The sequence below is a fragment of the Sphingomonas sp. genome (assembly GCF_032114135.1).
Lineage (GTDB): Bacteria > Pseudomonadota > Alphaproteobacteria > Sphingomonadales > Sphingomonadaceae > Sphingomonas.
This window is the reverse complement of sequence record NZ_DAMCTA010000002.1, coordinates 370,354-386,073: the sequence shown is the minus strand read 5'-3', so window position 1 is coordinate 386,073 and position 15,720 is coordinate 370,354. Positions and strand designations below refer to the sequence as shown.

The 15,720-nt window shown below is 69.6% G+C and carries 15 protein-coding genes; 11 read left to right on the top strand and 4 right to left on the bottom strand.

What is annotated here, in order from left to right:
* The first annotated feature begins 98 nt into the window (after window positions 1-98).
* Genes RT655_RS13840 through RT655_RS13825 form a run of 4 tightly spaced genes read left to right on the top strand, consistent with a single transcriptional unit; the run spans window position 99 to window position 5,801 of the window.
* The gene (locus RT655_RS13840; protein WP_313537788.1) at window positions 99-1,781 is read left to right on the top strand and encodes an ATP-binding cassette domain-containing protein; all 1,683 of its coding nucleotides are present in this window, start codon (window positions 99-101) and stop codon (window positions 1,779-1,781) included.
* Window positions 1,778-3,358, top strand: a complete 1,581-nt coding sequence (locus RT655_RS13835) for an ATP-binding cassette domain-containing protein (protein WP_313537786.1) — start codon at window positions 1,778-1,780, stop codon at window positions 3,356-3,358. The genes RT655_RS13840 and RT655_RS13835 overlap by 4 nt, the downstream gene beginning before the upstream one ends.
* A 46-nt stretch (window positions 3,359-3,404) precedes the next feature.
* Window positions 3,405-3,752, top strand: coding sequence for a DUF2946 family protein (locus RT655_RS13830; protein WP_313537784.1), 348 nt, complete (start codon window positions 3,405-3,407; stop codon window positions 3,750-3,752).
* A gap of 54 nt (window positions 3,753-3,806) precedes the next feature.
* Window positions 3,807-5,801, top strand: a complete 1,995-nt coding sequence (locus RT655_RS13825; RefSeq protein ID WP_313537782.1) for a TonB-dependent receptor — start codon at window positions 3,807-3,809, stop codon at window positions 5,799-5,801.
* A gap of 21 nt (window positions 5,802-5,822) precedes the next feature.
* Here RT655_RS13825 and RT655_RS13820 read toward each other — a convergent pair whose 3' ends face one another.
* From RT655_RS13820 to RT655_RS13805, 4 genes are read right to left on the bottom strand one after another with little or no spacing between them, the layout of a single operon-like run.
* The gene (locus tag RT655_RS13820) at window positions 5,823-6,830 is read right to left on the bottom strand and encodes a nucleotidyltransferase family protein (protein WP_313537780.1); all 1,008 of its coding nucleotides are present in this window, start codon (window positions 6,828-6,830) and stop codon (window positions 5,823-5,825) included.
* Window positions 6,827-7,678, bottom strand: a complete 852-nt coding sequence (locus RT655_RS13815) for an HprK-related kinase A (protein ID WP_313537779.1) — start codon at window positions 7,676-7,678, stop codon at window positions 6,827-6,829. The genes RT655_RS13820 and RT655_RS13815 overlap by 4 nt, the downstream gene beginning before the upstream one ends.
* Complete coding sequence (locus RT655_RS13810) at window positions 7,666-7,941, bottom strand: HPr-rel-A system PqqD family peptide chaperone (protein WP_313537778.1); 276 nt, start codon at window positions 7,939-7,941, stop codon at window positions 7,666-7,668. Before RT655_RS13810 ends, RT655_RS13815 begins: the two co-directional genes overlap by 13 nt.
* Window positions 7,942-7,951: 10 nt before the next feature.
* Entirely contained in the window at window positions 7,952-8,341 is a 390-nt protein-coding gene (locus RT655_RS13805) for a hypothetical protein (protein ID WP_313537776.1), read from the bottom strand.
* Between the two features lie 82 nt (window positions 8,342-8,423).
* Here RT655_RS13805 and RT655_RS13800 point away from each other — a divergent pair, with 82 nt between their 5' ends.
* The 7 genes from RT655_RS13800 to phoB all read left to right on the top strand — a co-directional run bounded on the left by RT655_RS13800 (window position 8,424) and on the right by phoB (window position 15,636).
* Complete coding sequence (locus RT655_RS13800) at window positions 8,424-9,629, top strand: ATP-binding protein (protein ID WP_313537774.1); 1,206 nt, start codon at window positions 8,424-8,426, stop codon at window positions 9,627-9,629.
* Window positions 9,630-9,717: 88 nt separating this feature from the next.
* Window positions 9,718-10,749: a substrate-binding domain-containing protein gene (locus RT655_RS13795; protein ID WP_313538481.1), complete on the top strand. Its 1,032-nt coding sequence runs from the start codon at window positions 9,718-9,720 to the stop codon at window positions 10,747-10,749.
* A 40-nt stretch (window positions 10,750-10,789) separates the two neighbouring features.
* Window positions 10,790-12,166, top strand: coding sequence for a phosphate ABC transporter permease subunit PstC (gene pstC / locus RT655_RS13790; RefSeq protein WP_313537772.1), 1,377 nt, complete (start codon window positions 10,790-10,792; stop codon window positions 12,164-12,166).
* A complete protein-coding gene (gene pstA, locus RT655_RS13785) occupies window positions 12,159-13,457 on the top strand; it encodes a phosphate ABC transporter permease PstA (protein WP_313537770.1) in 1,299 nt (432 codons plus the stop codon). The genes pstC and pstA overlap by 8 nt, the downstream gene beginning before the upstream one ends.
* Entirely contained in the window at window positions 13,457-14,233 is a 777-nt protein-coding gene (gene pstB / locus RT655_RS13780) for a phosphate ABC transporter ATP-binding protein PstB (protein ID WP_313537768.1), read from the top strand. Before pstA ends, pstB begins: the two co-directional genes overlap by 1 nt.
* Window positions 14,233-14,934: a phosphate signaling complex protein PhoU gene (phoU, locus tag RT655_RS13775; protein ID WP_313537766.1), complete on the top strand. Its 702-nt coding sequence runs from the start codon at window positions 14,233-14,235 to the stop codon at window positions 14,932-14,934. The genes pstB and phoU overlap by 1 nt, the downstream gene beginning before the upstream one ends.
* Window positions 14,935-14,943: 9 nt before the next feature.
* The gene (gene phoB, locus RT655_RS13770) at window positions 14,944-15,636 is read left to right on the top strand and encodes a phosphate regulon transcriptional regulator PhoB (protein WP_064314091.1); all 693 of its coding nucleotides are present in this window, start codon (window positions 14,944-14,946) and stop codon (window positions 15,634-15,636) included.
* The last annotated feature ends 84 nt before the right edge of the window (window positions 15,637-15,720 follow it).

The window sequence follows — 15,720 nt, the reverse complement described above, 5'->3', positions numbered from 1 at the left end:
GCCGGTGTTCGGCGGCCTATGCGTTGGTGCGGACGGCGCCTATGCGGAACATCCCCTATTCCTGTCGGCGCCGAAACGAGGTTTTAGCATTGGCCGATATGACGTTTCAGAAGCAGGCCGGGCTCGCCTGGATCATCGATTTGGGCGGCGCGGCGCTGTTTGCCTGGGGCATTGCGGACGGTGTCGCCGCGGCGGCCGCCGGGCAGGCGGTGCCGAACGCGGCATTCGCGGCGATGCTGGGCGGCGGGCTGGTGCGCGCGACGACCGCCTGGGGCATGCCGGTGCTGGCGGTGCGCGGCGCGCAGGCGACCACCGCGCCGCTCCGCCGCAAGCTCGTCGCGCGGTTGCTCGGCAGCGGCGCCGCGCCGTCCAGTGGACAGTCGGCGGTGCTGGCGATCGACCATGTCGCGACGATCGAGGGCTATGAGACGCGCTTCGTGCCCGCCCGGATGGCGGCCGCCGCTGCGCCGCTGGCGGCGGTGGCGATCATCGCCTGCGCGAGCGTGGTGGCGGCGGGCATCCTGCTCGGCACCCTCGTCCCCTTCATCTTCGGCATGATCCTCGCGGGCACGGCCGCCAAGCGCGCCTCGGAGCGCCAGCTGGAGGCACTGGGCGACCTGTCCGACCTGTTCGTCGACCGGGTTCGCACCCTGCCGATCCTGCGCCATTTCGGTGCCGAGGACCGGATCGCGCGGCAGGTGGGCGTCGCCACGCGCGAAGTCGCCGCGCGGACGGTGGCGGTGCTGCGCGTCGCCTTCCTGTCGAGCGCGGTGCTGGAGTTCTTCTCGGCGCTCGCGGTGGCGCTGGTCGCGGTGTATTGCGGGTTCGGCCTGCTCGGTCTCCTCCCCTTCCCCGATCCCGAGACGCTGACCCTGCGCGAAGCGTTCTTCGCGCTGGCAATGGCACCGGAATTCTACCTGCCGATGCGGCGGCTGGCGGCGGCGTATCATGACAAGCAGCTCGGCGAAGCCGCGCGCAAGGCCATCGCTGCGGTGCCGGAAGTGGTGGCGCCTGCCGCTGCGCCGCGGGTGTTCGCGGGGGTGGAGGCGAAGGACCTGGTCATCGCCTGGCCGGGGCGGACAATCGGGCCGGTCAGCCTGGCGATCGGCACGACGGGGCTCGTGGCGCTGACCGGTCCGACGGGCAGTGGCAAGACCAGCCTGCTAGCGGCGATCGGGGGGCAGATCGTCCCCAGCGCGGGCAGGCTGCGATTCCTGCCGCTAGAAGAAGCGCCCAGTTCCCTTCACCCTGCGTTCCCCTCCCGCCTGCCGGAGGGGCTAGGGGAGGGGATGGTCGGAGGCCGGGCGACGGCGTCTCGGCAATCCTCCCACGTCAGCCCCTCCCCCGCCCCCTCCCGCAAGCGGGAGGAGAGCGAAAGCCCCATCGCCTGGGCCGCGCAACACCCGCTGATCCTCCCCGGCACGCTGCGCGACAACCTCGCCCTCGCCGCGCCCGCCGCCTCCGACGCCGACCTGCTCGCCGTGATCGGCCGCGTCGGCCTCGCCCCGATGCTTGCCCGCCGCGGCGCCGGGCTGGACCTGCCCCTCGACCATCGCGGCTCCGGCCTATCCGGCGGCGAGCGGCGGCGCCTCGGCCTCGCCCGCGCGCTGCTGGCGGATCGCCCGCTGCTGCTCGCCGACGAGCCTACCGCCGATCTCGATGCCGAAAGCGCCGCCGCGATCACCGCGCTGCTCCGCGACGTCGCCGCCGAGCGCGCGGTGATCGTCGCCACCCATGATCCGCGCCTGATCGCCGCCGCCGATGCCGAGGTGACGCTGTGAACCCCTTCCCCCTCGCCGCCCCCGAACGCCGCACGCTCCGCCAGGCGCTCGCCTGCGCGACCATCGCCGGGCTCGCCGCGATCCTGCTGCTAGCGCTGTCCGGCTGGTTCCTCACCGGCGCCGCCATTGCCGGGGCGAGCGGCACGGCCGCGGTCGCCGCGTTCAACTATCTGATCCCCAGCGCCGCGATCCGCGGCCTCGCCATCCTGCGCACCGGTGGCCGCTACGGCGAACGCCTGCTTTCGCACCAGGCCGCGCTCACGGCGATGGCGGACCTGCGCGGCCGGCTGTTCGGCAAGCTCGCCGCGCAGGACAGCCGCACCGCGCCCGACCTTGCCGGCGGCGACGCCAGCGCCCGGCTGATCGGCGATATCGAAGCGCTGGAAGACCTGGTCGTCCGCCGTCCGAGCCGCCCCGCCAGCCTTACCGCCGCGCTGTTCGCGGTGGCGCTGGTCGCGCTGGCCGGCTGGAAGGCCGCGCTCGCCCTGGCGTTGCTCCTCGCCGCGCTGCCGCCGCTGCTCACGCTCGCCGCGCGCCGCCTCACCGCCGGGCCGGCCGCCGAGGCGGCCGAAGCCCTCGGCGCACTGCGCACCGCGTTCGTCGACTATGCCGCCGCACGGCCCGAGATCATCTCCTATGGCCTCGCCCCGCGCGTGGCGGACACGATCGCCCAGCTCTCTCGCCCGCTCGACCGCGCCCGCGCCGCACTCGCCCGCGGCGACGGGGCGGTGGCCGGGCTGCTCGCCGGCTATGGCGCGCTGACCGCAGCGATCGTCTTCGCCCTCTCCGATGCGAGCGCACCCCTCCGCGCGCTGGCGCTGCTCGCCTCCGCCGCATCGGTGGAGGCGATGGCCGCCTTCGCCCGCACCGCGCTGCGCCAGGCGAGCGTCGAACAAGGCCTCGCCCGCCTCGCCACACTGGCCGAGCTGCCGGGCGAGCTCGTCGCCGCACCCCAGGCCTACACCGTCGCCCGGCCGATCACCCTCGGCAGCACCACGCTCGTGCCAGGCGCCCGCGTGGCGATCACCGGCGCCTCGGGCACCGGCAAGAGCCGGCTGATCGAGGCGCTGGCCGGACTGCGCGCGCCCGTGCACCGGCTTGCGCTGGACGGCACGTCGATCGAGCAGTGCAGCGCCGACATGCTCCGCCGCCAGTGCGCGCTTGCGCCGCAGGACGCGGTGCTGATCGCCGGCTCGATCGCCGACAATCTCCGCGTCGCCCGCCCCGGCATCACCGAGGCGGCGATGTGGGACGCGCTCCACACCGCCTGCCTCGATGCGACCGTGCGCGCGATGCCCGCGGGGCTGGAGACCTCGCTGGCCGAGGCCGGCGGCACGCTCTCGGGCGGCGAGCGCAAGCGGCTGTCGCTCGCCCGCGCGCTGCTCGCGGAGCGCCCCTGGCTGCTGCTCGATGAGCCCAGCGAGGGGCTGGATGCAGCGACAGAGGCGGAACTGGTCCGCCGCGTCGATGCCTGGCTGCAGTCGACCGGCACCGGCCTGGTCCTCGTCTCGCACCGCCCGGCTCCGCTGACGCTCGCCACCATCGCAAGGATCGATATCGCCGCCATCGGCCAATGATATATTGAAACATACGCGATGCGGCAGTACGGCATTGCGGATGCGCATGTTCCGCATCTCTGGCCTGTTGATCCGGCTGCTGCCGACGCTGCTGCTGGCGTTCGCGCTGTGCTGGCAGGCGGGGATCGTCCGCGCACATGTGCATCCGGGACAAGGTTGGGCCGCCGCAACGCATGCGTCCCACCATGCGCCCAACCAGAGCGACGACGACGAGGATTGCCCGCTCTGCGACGAGGTGGCGTCGGCCTCCGCCTATCTCGCCTCCTTGCCGCCCACCGTCGCACCGCCGCTGCCGGCAAGCGAATGGCACGCAGCGCTTGCCGCCGATCCGGCGCCGCGCCTGGTCCGCTCGCACGCCTGGCGCAGCCGCGCGCCGCCTGAACTCCGGGCCTGACCAACGATTGGCGCCGCCCCGAGCGGCGCACCCCAGGTTCACGGAGTTTCCTTCATGCGTACTGCCCTTCTCACGGGCGCGGCGATCGTCGCGTTCGTCCCCCATGCCTTTGCCGACACCGATCCGCAGCAGAGCAACGACAAGAACGTCATCATCGTCACCGCCGCCCCGTACGAAGTGTCCAGCGACGAGGTGCCGACGATCGTCACCCATGTCGATCGCGACCAGATCCTGCGCAGCGGCGGCGCGAGCATCAGCGACGCGCTGGCGCAGGAGCCCGGCATCGCCGCCACCAGCTTCGCCAGCGGCGCCAGCCGGCCCATCATCCGCGGCATGGACGCAACGCGCGTGCGCATCCTCGAGAATGGCGCCAGCAGCTCCGACGTGTCCGACATCGGGCCGGACCACGGCATCCCGGTCGATCCCTTCGCGGCGGAAAGCATCGAGGTGGTCCGCGGCGCGGGCACGCTGCGCTATGGCAGCCAGGCGATCGGCGGCGTGGTCAACGTGATCAACAACCGCGTGCCGATGAAGCTGCCGGACGCCCCGATTTCGGGCGAAGCGGTGGGCAGCTATGGCAGCGCCGCCAAGGTGGGCGAAGGCGGCGCGCTGGTCGATGCCAAGCTCGGCTCGGTCGCGCTGCATGCCGACGGTTTCTACCGCGATGCGAGCGATTACGACACGCCGCTCGGCGTCCAGCAGAACAGCTTCTTCCGCGGGCACGGCGCGTCGGTGGGCGGCTCCTATTTCTTCGGCGGCGACGATGCGAGCCATGTCGGCCTCTCGATCAGCCAGTACAATTCGAAATACGGCATCCCCAGCGACACCACATACATCGACATGCGCCAGACCAAGGTGATGTCGCGCGACGTGTTCGCGGTGAACGCCGGCCCGCTCAAGTCGATCAATCTCGACGCCAGCTATGCCGACTATACGCACGACGAGAAGGAACCGGACGGCACGATCGACACCACCTTCCAGAACAAGGAATTCGACGGTCACCTCGAATTCCTGCTCAATCCTCTGGGCCCGATCCGCAACTCGGCGCTCGGCTTCGAGGTGCAGAACCGCAAGTTCTCTGCGATCGGCGACGACAGCAGCTATCTGTTCCCCACCACTACTCAGAGCGAAGCCGCCTATCTCTTCACCGAGCTGCCGGTGACCGACATCCTCCACCTGCAAGCCAGCGGCCGCGTGGAGCATGTCCGCAGCGAAGGCACGCCGGCGGGCGACGTGTTTACCGCGCGCGAATTCACCCCGGTCAGCGGCGCGATCGGCGCGCTGCTCGACGTCGGCAGCCATGTGAAGCTGGGCTTCACGGGTTCCAGTACCGGCCGCGCCCCGGCGATCACCGAGCTGTTCGCCCGCGGCGGCCACGACGGGCCCAACACCTTCGAGACCGGCGACCCGAACCTCAGGATCGAGCGCGCCAACTCGATCGAGGCGACGCTGCGGGTGAACGTCGATCGCTTCCACTTCGACGGCAGCGCCTATTCGACCTGGTTCAAGAACTACATCTATGGCGACCTCACCGGCCGCACCTGCGACGACGACGGCACCTGCGCGGTGGACGGCAACGGCGACCTGAAGGAGCTCAACTATCGCCAGCAGGGCGCGCATTTCCGCGGGCTCGAAGGCAAGGCAAGCTATGACCTGTTCCATGCCAACGATCGCACGCTGCAGCTGACCGCGCTGGCGGACTATACCCGCGCGACGCTGGACAATGGCGGCAATGTCCCCCGCATCCCGCCCTATCGCCTAGGGGGCGGCGTGAACTGGCTGAGCCCCACTCTCGACGCGGCGGTGCAGTTCGTCCATGCCGGCGAGCAGGACAAGTTCGGCGCGTTCGACACCGCGACGCCGGGCTACAACAATCTCAACGCCAATATCGCCTGGCGGCCGTTCAAGTCGCAGCCGGGAATCGAGTTCGCGATCGTCGGCCAGAACCTGACCGACGAAGTCCAGCGCAGCGCGACGTCGCTCAACAAGGATCTGGTCATCCAGCCGGGCCGCAACGTGCGGTTCATGGTGAAGGTCGCGACCTTCTGATCGCGACGGGCATCGGCCGGTTCAGGCTGGCCGGTGCCCCTTGCGCCATTTCGTCCACAGGTGCCGGGCGAGCATCGCAGGCGGCATCCGCAACGCGTGCGAGCGGAGGTAGAAGCCAAGCTGCACCGCCTTGCGGGTCGAGCGGCCCCAGGCGTCGCGCGCGGTTAGCCGGCGGTGGAACAGCGGGTCCAGCCCGTCCCAGCCCTGCCATGCCGGCGGCGCTTCGGTGCCGTACAGCCGCACCGCCTGCCGCACCGCCCGGCCCATGGCGACGCTCAGCCCGTGATGCGCCGCACGTTCGGCCAGCCCGTCATACCCGAACTCGCCGAGCAGGCAGTGAATGTCCCAAAGATTGCGCATCCCGCCCGCGAGATCACCGTCGGCAAACAGATGCGCGGCGGCGTGGCAGAGCATGTCTTGGCGGCCGAGGATGCGCAGCCCGTTCTCCAGCGCGAGGCTGTCCGCCAGCAATGCTGCGGCATCCGGACGGATGCGCGCGGTGAGCGGCAGGATCGTGTGGTGCACGTCGATCATCTTGTCGCGGTCACGGTGGATCAGCGGCGGCAGTTCGTGCATCCAGCGGCGATAATAGGCGTCGTCATAGGGGTCGGGCTTGACCCATTCCCACTCCGCCGCCAGCAGCGCCGCCTCCACGTCTTCGATCGCGTCGCGCGGCACGAGGATGTCGAGATCGCCGATCACCCGCCCGGTCGAAGGCGACAGCCCCGCCGCTGCATAGGCCGTGCCCTTGAGCAGCACGACCGGCGCCTCGATCCCGGCGAGCGCGCGACGCGCCATCTCGGCCTCCCACAAGGCGGCGGTGCGGCCCTGTTCGGCCGAGGCGATGGCATCCTCCACCAGCCGCGCCGCGGCCGTCGGCATCGGCAGCCCTGCGATGCGGTGCGCGAGCGTGCCCGCCAGCTGCTCGGCCCGCGCGACCGCCCAGAGCGCATTCCAGTCGGACGCGGCCAAGCCATCGATCGCGCCGGGCTCGCGGAGCACGCGGGCGAGCAGCAGCGCCGGGTTCATGCCAGCGCCTCCACCATCGCCAGCGCGGTTGCCGCATCGGGATAGTCGATCGCCCGCGCGGGCACCGTCTGCACCAGCCGGGTCAGCGCCTCGAACCCGCGCTCGGCGAGCGTGACATAGTTGGTCGAGGCCTGGGTGAGCCGGACGAACGCTTCGCTCGGCAGCACCGGCCGCTCCGCCGCCTCGAAGCCGAAGCGCGGGAAGAGGATCAGGCTGGGTTCGGCGGGCACCTCCATGGCGGCGGTGGCGCGTGCATCTGGCACCAGATGGCGGATCGTCCCCTTGGGCGTCCCCTCCAGCAGCGGCCCGAAGCGCGCCTCCGGCAGGGTCTTCGCGACCACGTCGATCGCTTCATTCTTGAGACTCACCAGCCGCGGAAAGGCATGCGCCAACCCGGTGGCGCAATCGATCAGCGCGAATTCGTCGCCCATCAGCCGCCAGCCGCGCGCCATCAGCAGCGCGGCGAGCGTCGACTTGCCCGCGCCCGAGATTCCGGTCATCAGCACCGCACGGCCGTCCCGCTCGACCATCGAGGCGTGGAGCAGCAGATAGCGCCGCAGCCCCAGCGCCATCTGCAGGTTCATCCCCATCTCGGCGGCGAGCAGCCCTTGGGCGAGCGGCAGCGGCGCGGCATCGGGGATCACGAAGTCGCCCGCAATATGGACCGAAGGCCGCAACACCCGCCGCCACGGCCGCGCCGCGAACAGATGGACGTTGAAGTCGGCGATGCCGTCCTGCGGCGCCGGATAGTCGCGGTACAGATCATCGAGCGCGGCGATCGGCGCGCGCCAATGGCTGCCGATGCGGAAGCCCAGCGGCCCGATGCGGAGCAGCTTCAGATGGCGCATGTCCGCTCTACCAGCCCGGCCGCGACCAGTTCGTCGAGCCGCACCGCCAGCGCGGCGGGATCGGGATCGGCGAGGTCGAAGCGTTCGCTCAGCACTGCCAGCAGCCCCGCCACGTCACGCGGGCCGTCGCCGAGGATGTCGAGGATCTCGGGCACCGGCGCATCGACGATATGGGTGATGCCCGAGGCGCGATGATAGATGAGCGTCAGCGCATCCAGCGGTACGATGCGCAGGGTCGCGGGATCGGCAGCGCGATAGAACACCGCCCGGCCCTCAGCCGCGCGGCATCTGCAGCGAGGCGAAGCAGGTGAAGCCGCTGGTCCCACGCTGCAGGCGGCGGATGTAATTGGTATAGGCGCGGCTCGCTTGGGGATCGGTGCCCGGCAGCGTGCCGCCATTGAGCGCGCGCTTGACGTCCTGCGCCTTGAAGTTGCGCCCCGGTGCCGGGAAGGCGCCGGGCGTGCGCGCCGGCACGACGCGGCCGTCGGGCGCGATATAGCTGCCCGCGCGGCCCGGATCGGTCACCGGGATATCGCACTGCATCACCGAGGCATTGGTCTGCGCCAGCGCCGGGCGGATCGAGACGATCGCAGCCGCGCTCGCCGCGCCCAGCATCAGCGCGCGCCGACGGGTCGGCAGGTCTTCGGATTTGGGATCGTCCATCGCCCTCTTCTTCTGCGCCCGCGTCCATTTCGCAATCGTAAATACGGGCTCGTCTTGGGACGATTGCACGCTAGAAGGCGCCATGCTTTCGGCCCATGGCTTCCGAATCAGCCTCGCACTGGGTGTCGCCGCGCTGTCGGCGGTCGTCGGACTGTTGGCCGGGGGCGACCTGCAGCTGACCCTGGTGCTGCTGGTCGGCGCGGTCGCCGCGGTGCTGATCGTCGCGATCGGCGGCGATCCCGCCCCCGCCCCGCGCGACGATGCCGCGGCAGCCGACCGCGACCCCGCCTTCGCCGAAGTGATCGAGGCCATCGCCGAACCGGTGCTGGTCACCGCCGCCACCCGCGTGATCGCCGCCAACGCCGCCGCCCGTGCACTGCTGGGCGAGCATATCCTGGGCGAGGATGTCCGCCTCGCGATCCGCCACCCCGCCGCCGCCGAGCGCCTGCTCGATCCGGGCGAGGACCATAGCGCGCCGATCCACCTGGTCGGTCTCGGCACCCGCGAGCAGCGCTGGGAGATGCGCGTCCGCACGCTGGAGACCGGTGAGCGCGTCGTTCATCTCGTCGACCGCACCGGCAGCTACACCGCCGACCGGATGCGCGTCGATTTCGTCGCCAATGCCAGCCACGAGCTGCGCACCCCCCTCGCCTCGCTGCTCGGCTATGTCGAGACGCTGGCCGACGGCGCCGGCGAGGAGCCGGAGATCCGCGCCCGCTTCCTCAAGATCATGCACGACGAGGCGCGGCGCATGGACCGGCTGATCAGCGACCTGATCTCGCTCAGCCGGATCGAGGCGGAGAAGTATCGCGCGCCGGCGGAATCGGTGCAGCTCGCCAATTTGATCGACCAGGTCTGCACCGAGCTTTCGGGCAGCCCGCGCGCCGCCGATCTGGTGACCGAGATCGAGGGCGTACCGCCGGTGCGCGGCGATCGCACCCAGCTCAGTCAGCTGCTCCACAACCTGATCGGCAATGCGATGAAATATGGCCGCGCCGGCACGCCGGTCACCGTCTCGCTGCGCAGCGAGGGCGACACGATGGTCCGCTTCGCCGTCGCCGATCAGGGCGAAGGCATCCCGGCCGAGCATATTCCGCGCCTGACCGAGCGCTTTTATCGCGTCGATTCGGGACGCAGCCGCTCGCTGGGCGGCACCGGCCTGGGCCTCGCCATCGTCAAGCATGTGGTCGAGCGTCACCGCGGGCGGTTCGATATCGCGTCCACCGTCGGCGTCGGCACCACCGTCTCGGTGCGGCTGCCGATCGAACCGACTGTCATAAAGTCGTAACGCGATTGCCGGATGGGCGGTGGGTGGGAAGCGAGGCGCAGACTCCGCGATCCGAAACACCGCCATCCTCGGGGAGCAAGAAGTGACGATGCTGGGTCGTCTAGCGCTGATCGCCTTCGGCACGCTCGCCCTGTCGGCGTGCGACGGCAGCGCCACGCGCGAAATCCGCGTCGTCGGCTCCTCCACCGTCTATCCCTTCACCACGGCCGTGGCCGAGGCGTTCGTCAACGCGCGCAGCGGCCGCAAGGCGCCGGTGGTGGAATCGATCGGCAGCGGCGCCGGCCTCCGCCGCTTCTGTGAGGGCGTGGGCGCGCAGTTCCCGGACATCGCCAACGCCTCGCGCCGGATGACGCGCAAGGAATATGATCGCTGCGAGGAAAACCAGGTCGGCGAGATACTGGAGATCGTGATCGGGCTGGACGGCGTGGCGCTCGCCGAATCGAATCAGGGCCCGAAGCTCCAGCTCAGCAAGCGCGACGTCTATCTGGCGCTCGCCGCCAAGCCGCTCGGCAAGCCCAACACCGCGCGCACCTGGCAGGACGTGAACCCCAGCCTGCCCGCGATCCCGATCCTGGTGATGGGCCCGCCCTCGACCAGCGGCACCCGCGACGCCTTCGTCGAGCTGATGCTGGCGCCCGGTTGCCTGGAGGCCGATCCCAACGCCACGAAGCTCAAGGCCGAGGCCGATCCCTCGCACTATGACGCCGAATGCCGCCGCATCCGCGACGACGGCCCCTATGTCGACAAGGGCGAGAACGACAATCTGATCGTCCAGGGCCTGGCGCAGAACCCCAATGCGCTCGGCATTTTCGGCTATTCCTATCTCGAAGAGAACCGCAACCGCCTGCACGGCGTGCCGATCGAAGGTGTCGCCCCCACCTATGCGACGATCGCCGACGGTCAGTATCCGGGTGCCCGCCCGCTCTACCTCTATGTGAAGAAGCGCCACCTCAAGGCGGTGCCGGGGCTCAAGGATTTCCTGACGCTCTACACCACGCTGTGGGGTCCGGGCGGCCCGCTGGTGAAGCGCGGGCTGATCGCGGCACCCGAGGCGATGCGCACGGAGATGGCGAAGCGCGTGGCCGATCTCACCCCACTTGATCCGGCCGCGCTCAAGTGACGCCGTTCCTCGCCCCCCATTCCGCTGAGTTGCTCCGCCGGTGAACCCCTTCGCGTTACTGTTCCTGATACTCGGCTTGGGGCTGATCGGCTGGCTGACGGCGCGCGCCCGTGCGCTGCGCTTCGATCGCGGTGGCGCCAAGCGGCTCCATTCGCTGCCGGCACAGCATGGCTGGTTCGTCAGCATGTGGACGATCCTGCCGCCGCTGCTGTTCCTGGTCGTCTGGTCGGGGATCAGCCCGGGGCTGGTCCGCCAGACCGTGCTGCAGAGCCCCGCCGCCACCGGCCTGTCCGACTTCGCCTTCGAGCGCGACTCGGTGCTCGCCCAGGCGCGCGCGGTGGCGAAGAACCCGTACGAGACAGAGGCCGATCCCCTCGCCCGCCAGCTCGCCCCGGTGGTGCGCGCCGCCAGCAGCCGCTACGCCTGGACGGGTACGGCCGCCGCCGTGCTGCTCGCCTTTGCCGGGGCCGCCTTCGCGCTCAGCCGCATCCGCCCGGATTTCCGCGCCCGCTCCAAGGTGGAGCGCACGCTGATGATGGGGCTGCTGGTCGCCTCGCTGATCGCGATCTTCACCACCATCGGCATCTTCGTCTCGCTCTTCTGGGAGTCGCTGCGCTTCTTCCAACAGGTGCCGATCACCCAGTTCCTGTTCGGCACCCATTGGAGCCCGCAGGTGATCGACGCGAAGAACCCCGGCGCTTCGCTCGGCGCGGTGCCGTTGTTCTGGGGCACCTTCTTCATCGGCGCGGTGATCGCGATGCTGGTCGCCATTCCGTTCGGGCTGATGAGCGCGGTGTACCTCACCCAATATGCCTCGCCGACCACGCGCCGCTGGATGAAGCCGACGCTGGAGATGCTCGCGGGCGTGCCCACCGTGGTCTATGGCTATTTCGCCGCGCTGACCGTTGCGCCCGCCGTGCGCAAGCTCGCGGTGCTGCTCGGCGACCCCTTCGCCTCGTCCGAGAGCGCGCTGGCCGCCGGGCTGGTGATGGGCGTGATGATCATCCCCTTCGTCTCCTCGATGGCCGACGATTCGCTTGCCGCCGTGCCGACCTCGATGCGCGACGGCAGCTTGGCGATGGGCGCCACGACTAGCGAGACGATCTCGCGCGTGCTCGTCCCCGCCGCCCTGCCCGGCGTAGTGGCGGGCGTGCTGCTCGCGGTCAGCCGTGCGATCGGCGAGACGATGATCGTGGTGATGGCCGCCTCGGGCGCCGCGACGATCACGCTCAACCCGCTGCAGAGCGCCACCACCGTCACCAAGCAGATCGTCGACCTGCTGACCGGCGAGGCCGAGTTCGACAGCCCCAAGACGCTCGCCGCCTTCGCGCTGGGCCTGACGCTGTTCGTCATCACCCTGCTGCTCAACATCGTCGCGCTGCGCGTCGTGAAGAAGTATCGCGAAGCCTATGAGTAAGCCCGCCGCCCCGGCCGAGCGCCGGCCGACCGACTGGAAGAGCCCGGCGATGCAACGGCGCATCCGCCGCCGCTATGCGGCCGAGCGGCGCTTCCGCGTGCTCGGCGCGGGCGCGGTGATCCTGTCGGCGGCGTTCCTCGGCTTCCTGCTGCTCACCATGGTAGCGCAGGGCTGGCGCGGCTTCACCGTCACCGAACTGGCGCTGCCGATCGATCTCAAAGCCGACGGGCTCAAGATCGAGCGCGCGCAGCTCGCTACCCCCGCTGCCGATCTCGCGCTGGCGAGCGCGGGGCTGGAGGACGTGGTGGACAATGCCGCCACGCGTGCCTTCGGAACCGACGGCCCGACCTATCTTGCCCCCAGCGCCTGGCTGGCGGTACGCAGCGCAGTGAAGCGCGATCCGTCGCTGCTCGAACGGCGCACGACCGTCTATGTCCCGGCCGCGACCGGCTTCGATCAGGCGCTGGCCGGCGACGGCGATCCGGCGATGGAAGCCGGCGTCGCGCGGCTGACCAGCCAGGGCGCGATCCACCGCGGCTTCAACTGGGCGTTCCTCCGCGAGTCCGACTCGACCGATCCGGTCGCGGTCGGCGTGTGGGGCGCGCTCAAGGGCTCACTGCTCACCATGGCGATCACCTTCCTGATCGCCTTCCCGGTGGGCGTGCTCTCGGCGATCTATCTCGAGGAATATGCGCCGAAGAACCGTTGGACCGATCTGATAGAGGTTTCGATCAACAATCTCGCGGCGGTGCCCTCGATCATCTTCGGCCTGCTCGGGCTCGCGGTATTCCTTGGCACTTGGCAGATCGGTGGCCACACGTTCGGCCCGATGCTGCCGCGCTCGGCGCCGCTGGTCGGGGGCGTGACGCTCGCGCTGATGATCATGCCCGTCATCGTCATCGCCAGCCGCAACGCGATCAAGGGCGTGCCGCCGTCGATCCGCGACGCCGCGCTCGGCATCGGCGCCAGCCCGATCCAGGTGGTGTTCCACCATGTCCTGCCGCTGGCGATGCCCGGCATCCTCACCGGCACGATCATCGGCATGGCGCGCGCGCTGGGCGAGACCGCGCCGCTGCTGCTTATCGGCATGCGCGCCTTCATCGTCACCGCGCCCGGCGGCTTCACCGATCCGTCGACGGTGCTGCCGGTGCAGATCTTCCTCTGGTCCGACGAGGTCAGCCGCGGCTTCGTCGAGAAGACGAGCGCCGCGATCCTGGTGCTGCTCGCGGTGCTGCTCGCGATGAACGGGCTCGCCATCTACCTCCGCAACAAGTTCGAGACCCGCTGGTAATGACCGCCCTCCCCCCCGCTCCCCACAAGATGTCGGCCCGCGGCGTCAGCGTGTTCTACGGCCAGAAACAGGCCGTGAAGGACGTGTCGATCGACGTCGACATGGACAAGGTAACCGCGTTCATCGGCCCGTCGGGCTGCGGCAAGTCGACCTTCCTGCGCACCTTCAACCGCATGAACGACACCATCGCGAGCGCGCGGGTCAGCGGCGAGATCACGCTGGACGGCGCCGACATCTACGCCGACGACATGGACGTGGTGCAGCTGCGCGCCCGTGTCGGCATGGTGTTCCAGAAGCCCAACCCGTTCCCCAAATCGATCTTCGAGAACGTCGCTTACGGGCCCCGCATCCACGGCCTGGCGTCGTCCAAGAGCGATCTGGAAGGCATCGTCGAGCGCTCGCTGAAGCGCGCAGGGCTTTGGGAGGAAGTGAAGGACCGCCTGTCCGACAGCGGCACCGCGCTTTCCGGCGGCCAGCAGCAGCGGCTGTGCATCGCCCGCGCGATCGCGGTCGATCCCGAAGTGATCCTGATGGACGAGCCGGCCAGCGCGCTCGATCCGATCGCCACCGCCAAGATCGAGGAGCTGATCCACGAGCTGCGCGGGCGCTACGCGATCGTGATCGTCACGCACAACATGCAGCAGGCCGCGCGCGTCTCGCAGCGCACCGCCTTCTTCCATCTCGGCCAGCTGGTCGAATATGGCGAGACCGACAACCTCTTCACCGCGCCCCGCGAAGAGCGCACGAAGGACTATATCACCGGAAGGTACGGCTGATGGCATCGGGCCACGAACATACGGTCAAGGCGTTCGACCAGGACATCAGCCAGCTGCGCGCGCTGATCTCGCAGATGGGCGGGCTTGCCGAACAGGCGATCTACGACGCGATGAAGGCGTTGCAGCGCGGCGACGAGGCGCTCGCCAAGACCGTGCGCAAGAAGGACAAGCAGATCGACGCGATCGAGGCCGAGCTGGAAAAGCTCGTCGTCCGCGTGATCGCGCTGCGCGCGCCGATGGCGGACGACCTGCGCGAGGTGATCGCCGCGCTCAAGATCGCGGCGGTGATCGAGCGGATCGGCGATTATGCCAAGAACATCGCCAAGCGCGTGCCGATGATCCATGCCGAGGGCGAGGAGCGGATCGAGGCGGTGTCGGTGCTGCCGGCGATGGGCCAGATCGCCGCCGACATGGTGCGCGCCGCGCTCGACGCCTTTTCGGCGCGCGATGCCAAGGCGGCGGCCGAGGTGCATGCCAGCGATACCGCGCTCGACGATTTCTATGATTCGATCTTCCGCACGCTGGTGACCTTCATGGTCGAGAATCCGCGCACGATCAGTCAGGTCGCGCACCTGCTGTTCGTCGCCAAGAATCTGGAGAGGATCGGCGACCACGCAACCAACGTCGCCGAGATGGTCTATTTTGCCGCGACCGGGCACTATCTCGCCGAGGCGGAAGCCGGCGAAAGCAGCGGGAGCTGAGGGGAACATATGGCACGGGTCAAGATGCTGCTGGTGGAAGACGATGCCGCGATCGCGGAGCTCGTCACCTGGCATTTCAAGCGCGAAGACTATGAAGTGAAGCACACCCCCGATGGCGAGGAAGCCCTGCTCCTCGCCAAGGAGGCGACGCCGGACATCGTGCTGCTCGACTGGATGGTCGAGGGGCTGTCCGGCATCGAAGTGTGCCGTCGGCTGCGCCGCATGCCGGAGACGGCGAACGTGCCGATCATCATGCTGACGGCGCGCGGCGAAGAGGAAGACCGCGTCCGCGGGCTCGAAACCGGTGCCGACGATTATGTCACCAAGCCCTTCTCGCCGCGCGAGCTGGTCGCCCGCGTCGGCGCGGTGCTCCGCCGCGTGCGCCCGGCGCTGGCCGGCGAGGCGCTCACCTATTCGGACATCGAGATGGACACGGTGGGCCACAAGGTGCGCCGCGGCGGCGAAGTGATCCAGCTGGGCCCGACCGAGTTTCGTCTGCTCAAGCACTTCCTCGAGCATCCGGGCTGGGTGTTCTCGCGCGAGCGGCTGCTCGATGCGGTATGGGGGCATGACAGCGACATCGAATCACGCACGGTCGATGTCCACATCCGCCGCCTGCGCAAGGCGATTAACAAGGGCAACCGGCCGGACATCATTCGCACCGTACGCTCGGCAGGCTACGCGCTCGACGCGGGCAACTGAACCGAAAGCGGGGCGCGGCGGCATGTACTCGCCGCGCCCGATCTCCCTCTTTACGGAAACGTGGTTGCAACAAATTGCGTCCTG

What these genes read in the sequence shown, in the direction of transcription:
- RT655_RS13795 (WP_313538481.1), top strand. Translation starts at nt 9,718, where the DNA reads ATGCTGGGTCGTCTAGCGCTGATCGCCTTCGGCACGCTCGCCCTGTCG.
- RT655_RS13805 (WP_313537776.1), bottom strand. Translation starts at nt 8,341, where the DNA reads ATGGACGATCCCAAATCCGAAGACCTGCCGACCCGTCGGCGCGCGCTG.
- phoU (WP_313537766.1), top strand. Translation starts at nt 14,233, where the DNA reads ATGGCATCGGGCCACGAACATACGGTCAAGGCGTTCGACCAGGACATC.
- pstB (WP_313537768.1), top strand. Translation starts at nt 13,457, where the DNA reads ATGACCGCCCTCCCCCCCGCTCCCCACAAGATGTCGGCCCGCGGCGTC.
- RT655_RS13820 (WP_313537780.1), bottom strand. Translation starts at nt 6,830, where the DNA reads ATGAACCCGGCGCTGCTGCTCGCCCGCGTGCTCCGCGAGCCCGGCGCG.
- phoB (WP_064314091.1), top strand. Translation starts at nt 14,944, where the DNA reads ATGGCACGGGTCAAGATGCTGCTGGTGGAAGACGATGCCGCGATCGCG.
- RT655_RS13815 (WP_313537779.1), bottom strand. Translation starts at nt 7,678, where the DNA reads ATGCGCCATCTGAAGCTGCTCCGCATCGGGCCGCTGGGCTTCCGCATC.
- pstA (WP_313537770.1), top strand. Translation starts at nt 12,159, where the DNA reads ATGAGTAAGCCCGCCGCCCCGGCCGAGCGCCGGCCGACCGACTGGAAG.
- RT655_RS13840 (WP_313537788.1), top strand. Translation starts at nt 99, where the DNA reads ATGACGTTTCAGAAGCAGGCCGGGCTCGCCTGGATCATCGATTTGGGC.
- RT655_RS13825 (WP_313537782.1), top strand. Translation starts at nt 3,807, where the DNA reads ATGCGTACTGCCCTTCTCACGGGCGCGGCGATCGTCGCGTTCGTCCCC.
- RT655_RS13830 (WP_313537784.1), top strand. Translation starts at nt 3,405, where the DNA reads ATGTTCCGCATCTCTGGCCTGTTGATCCGGCTGCTGCCGACGCTGCTG.
- RT655_RS13800 (WP_313537774.1), top strand. Translation starts at nt 8,424, where the DNA reads ATGCTTTCGGCCCATGGCTTCCGAATCAGCCTCGCACTGGGTGTCGCC.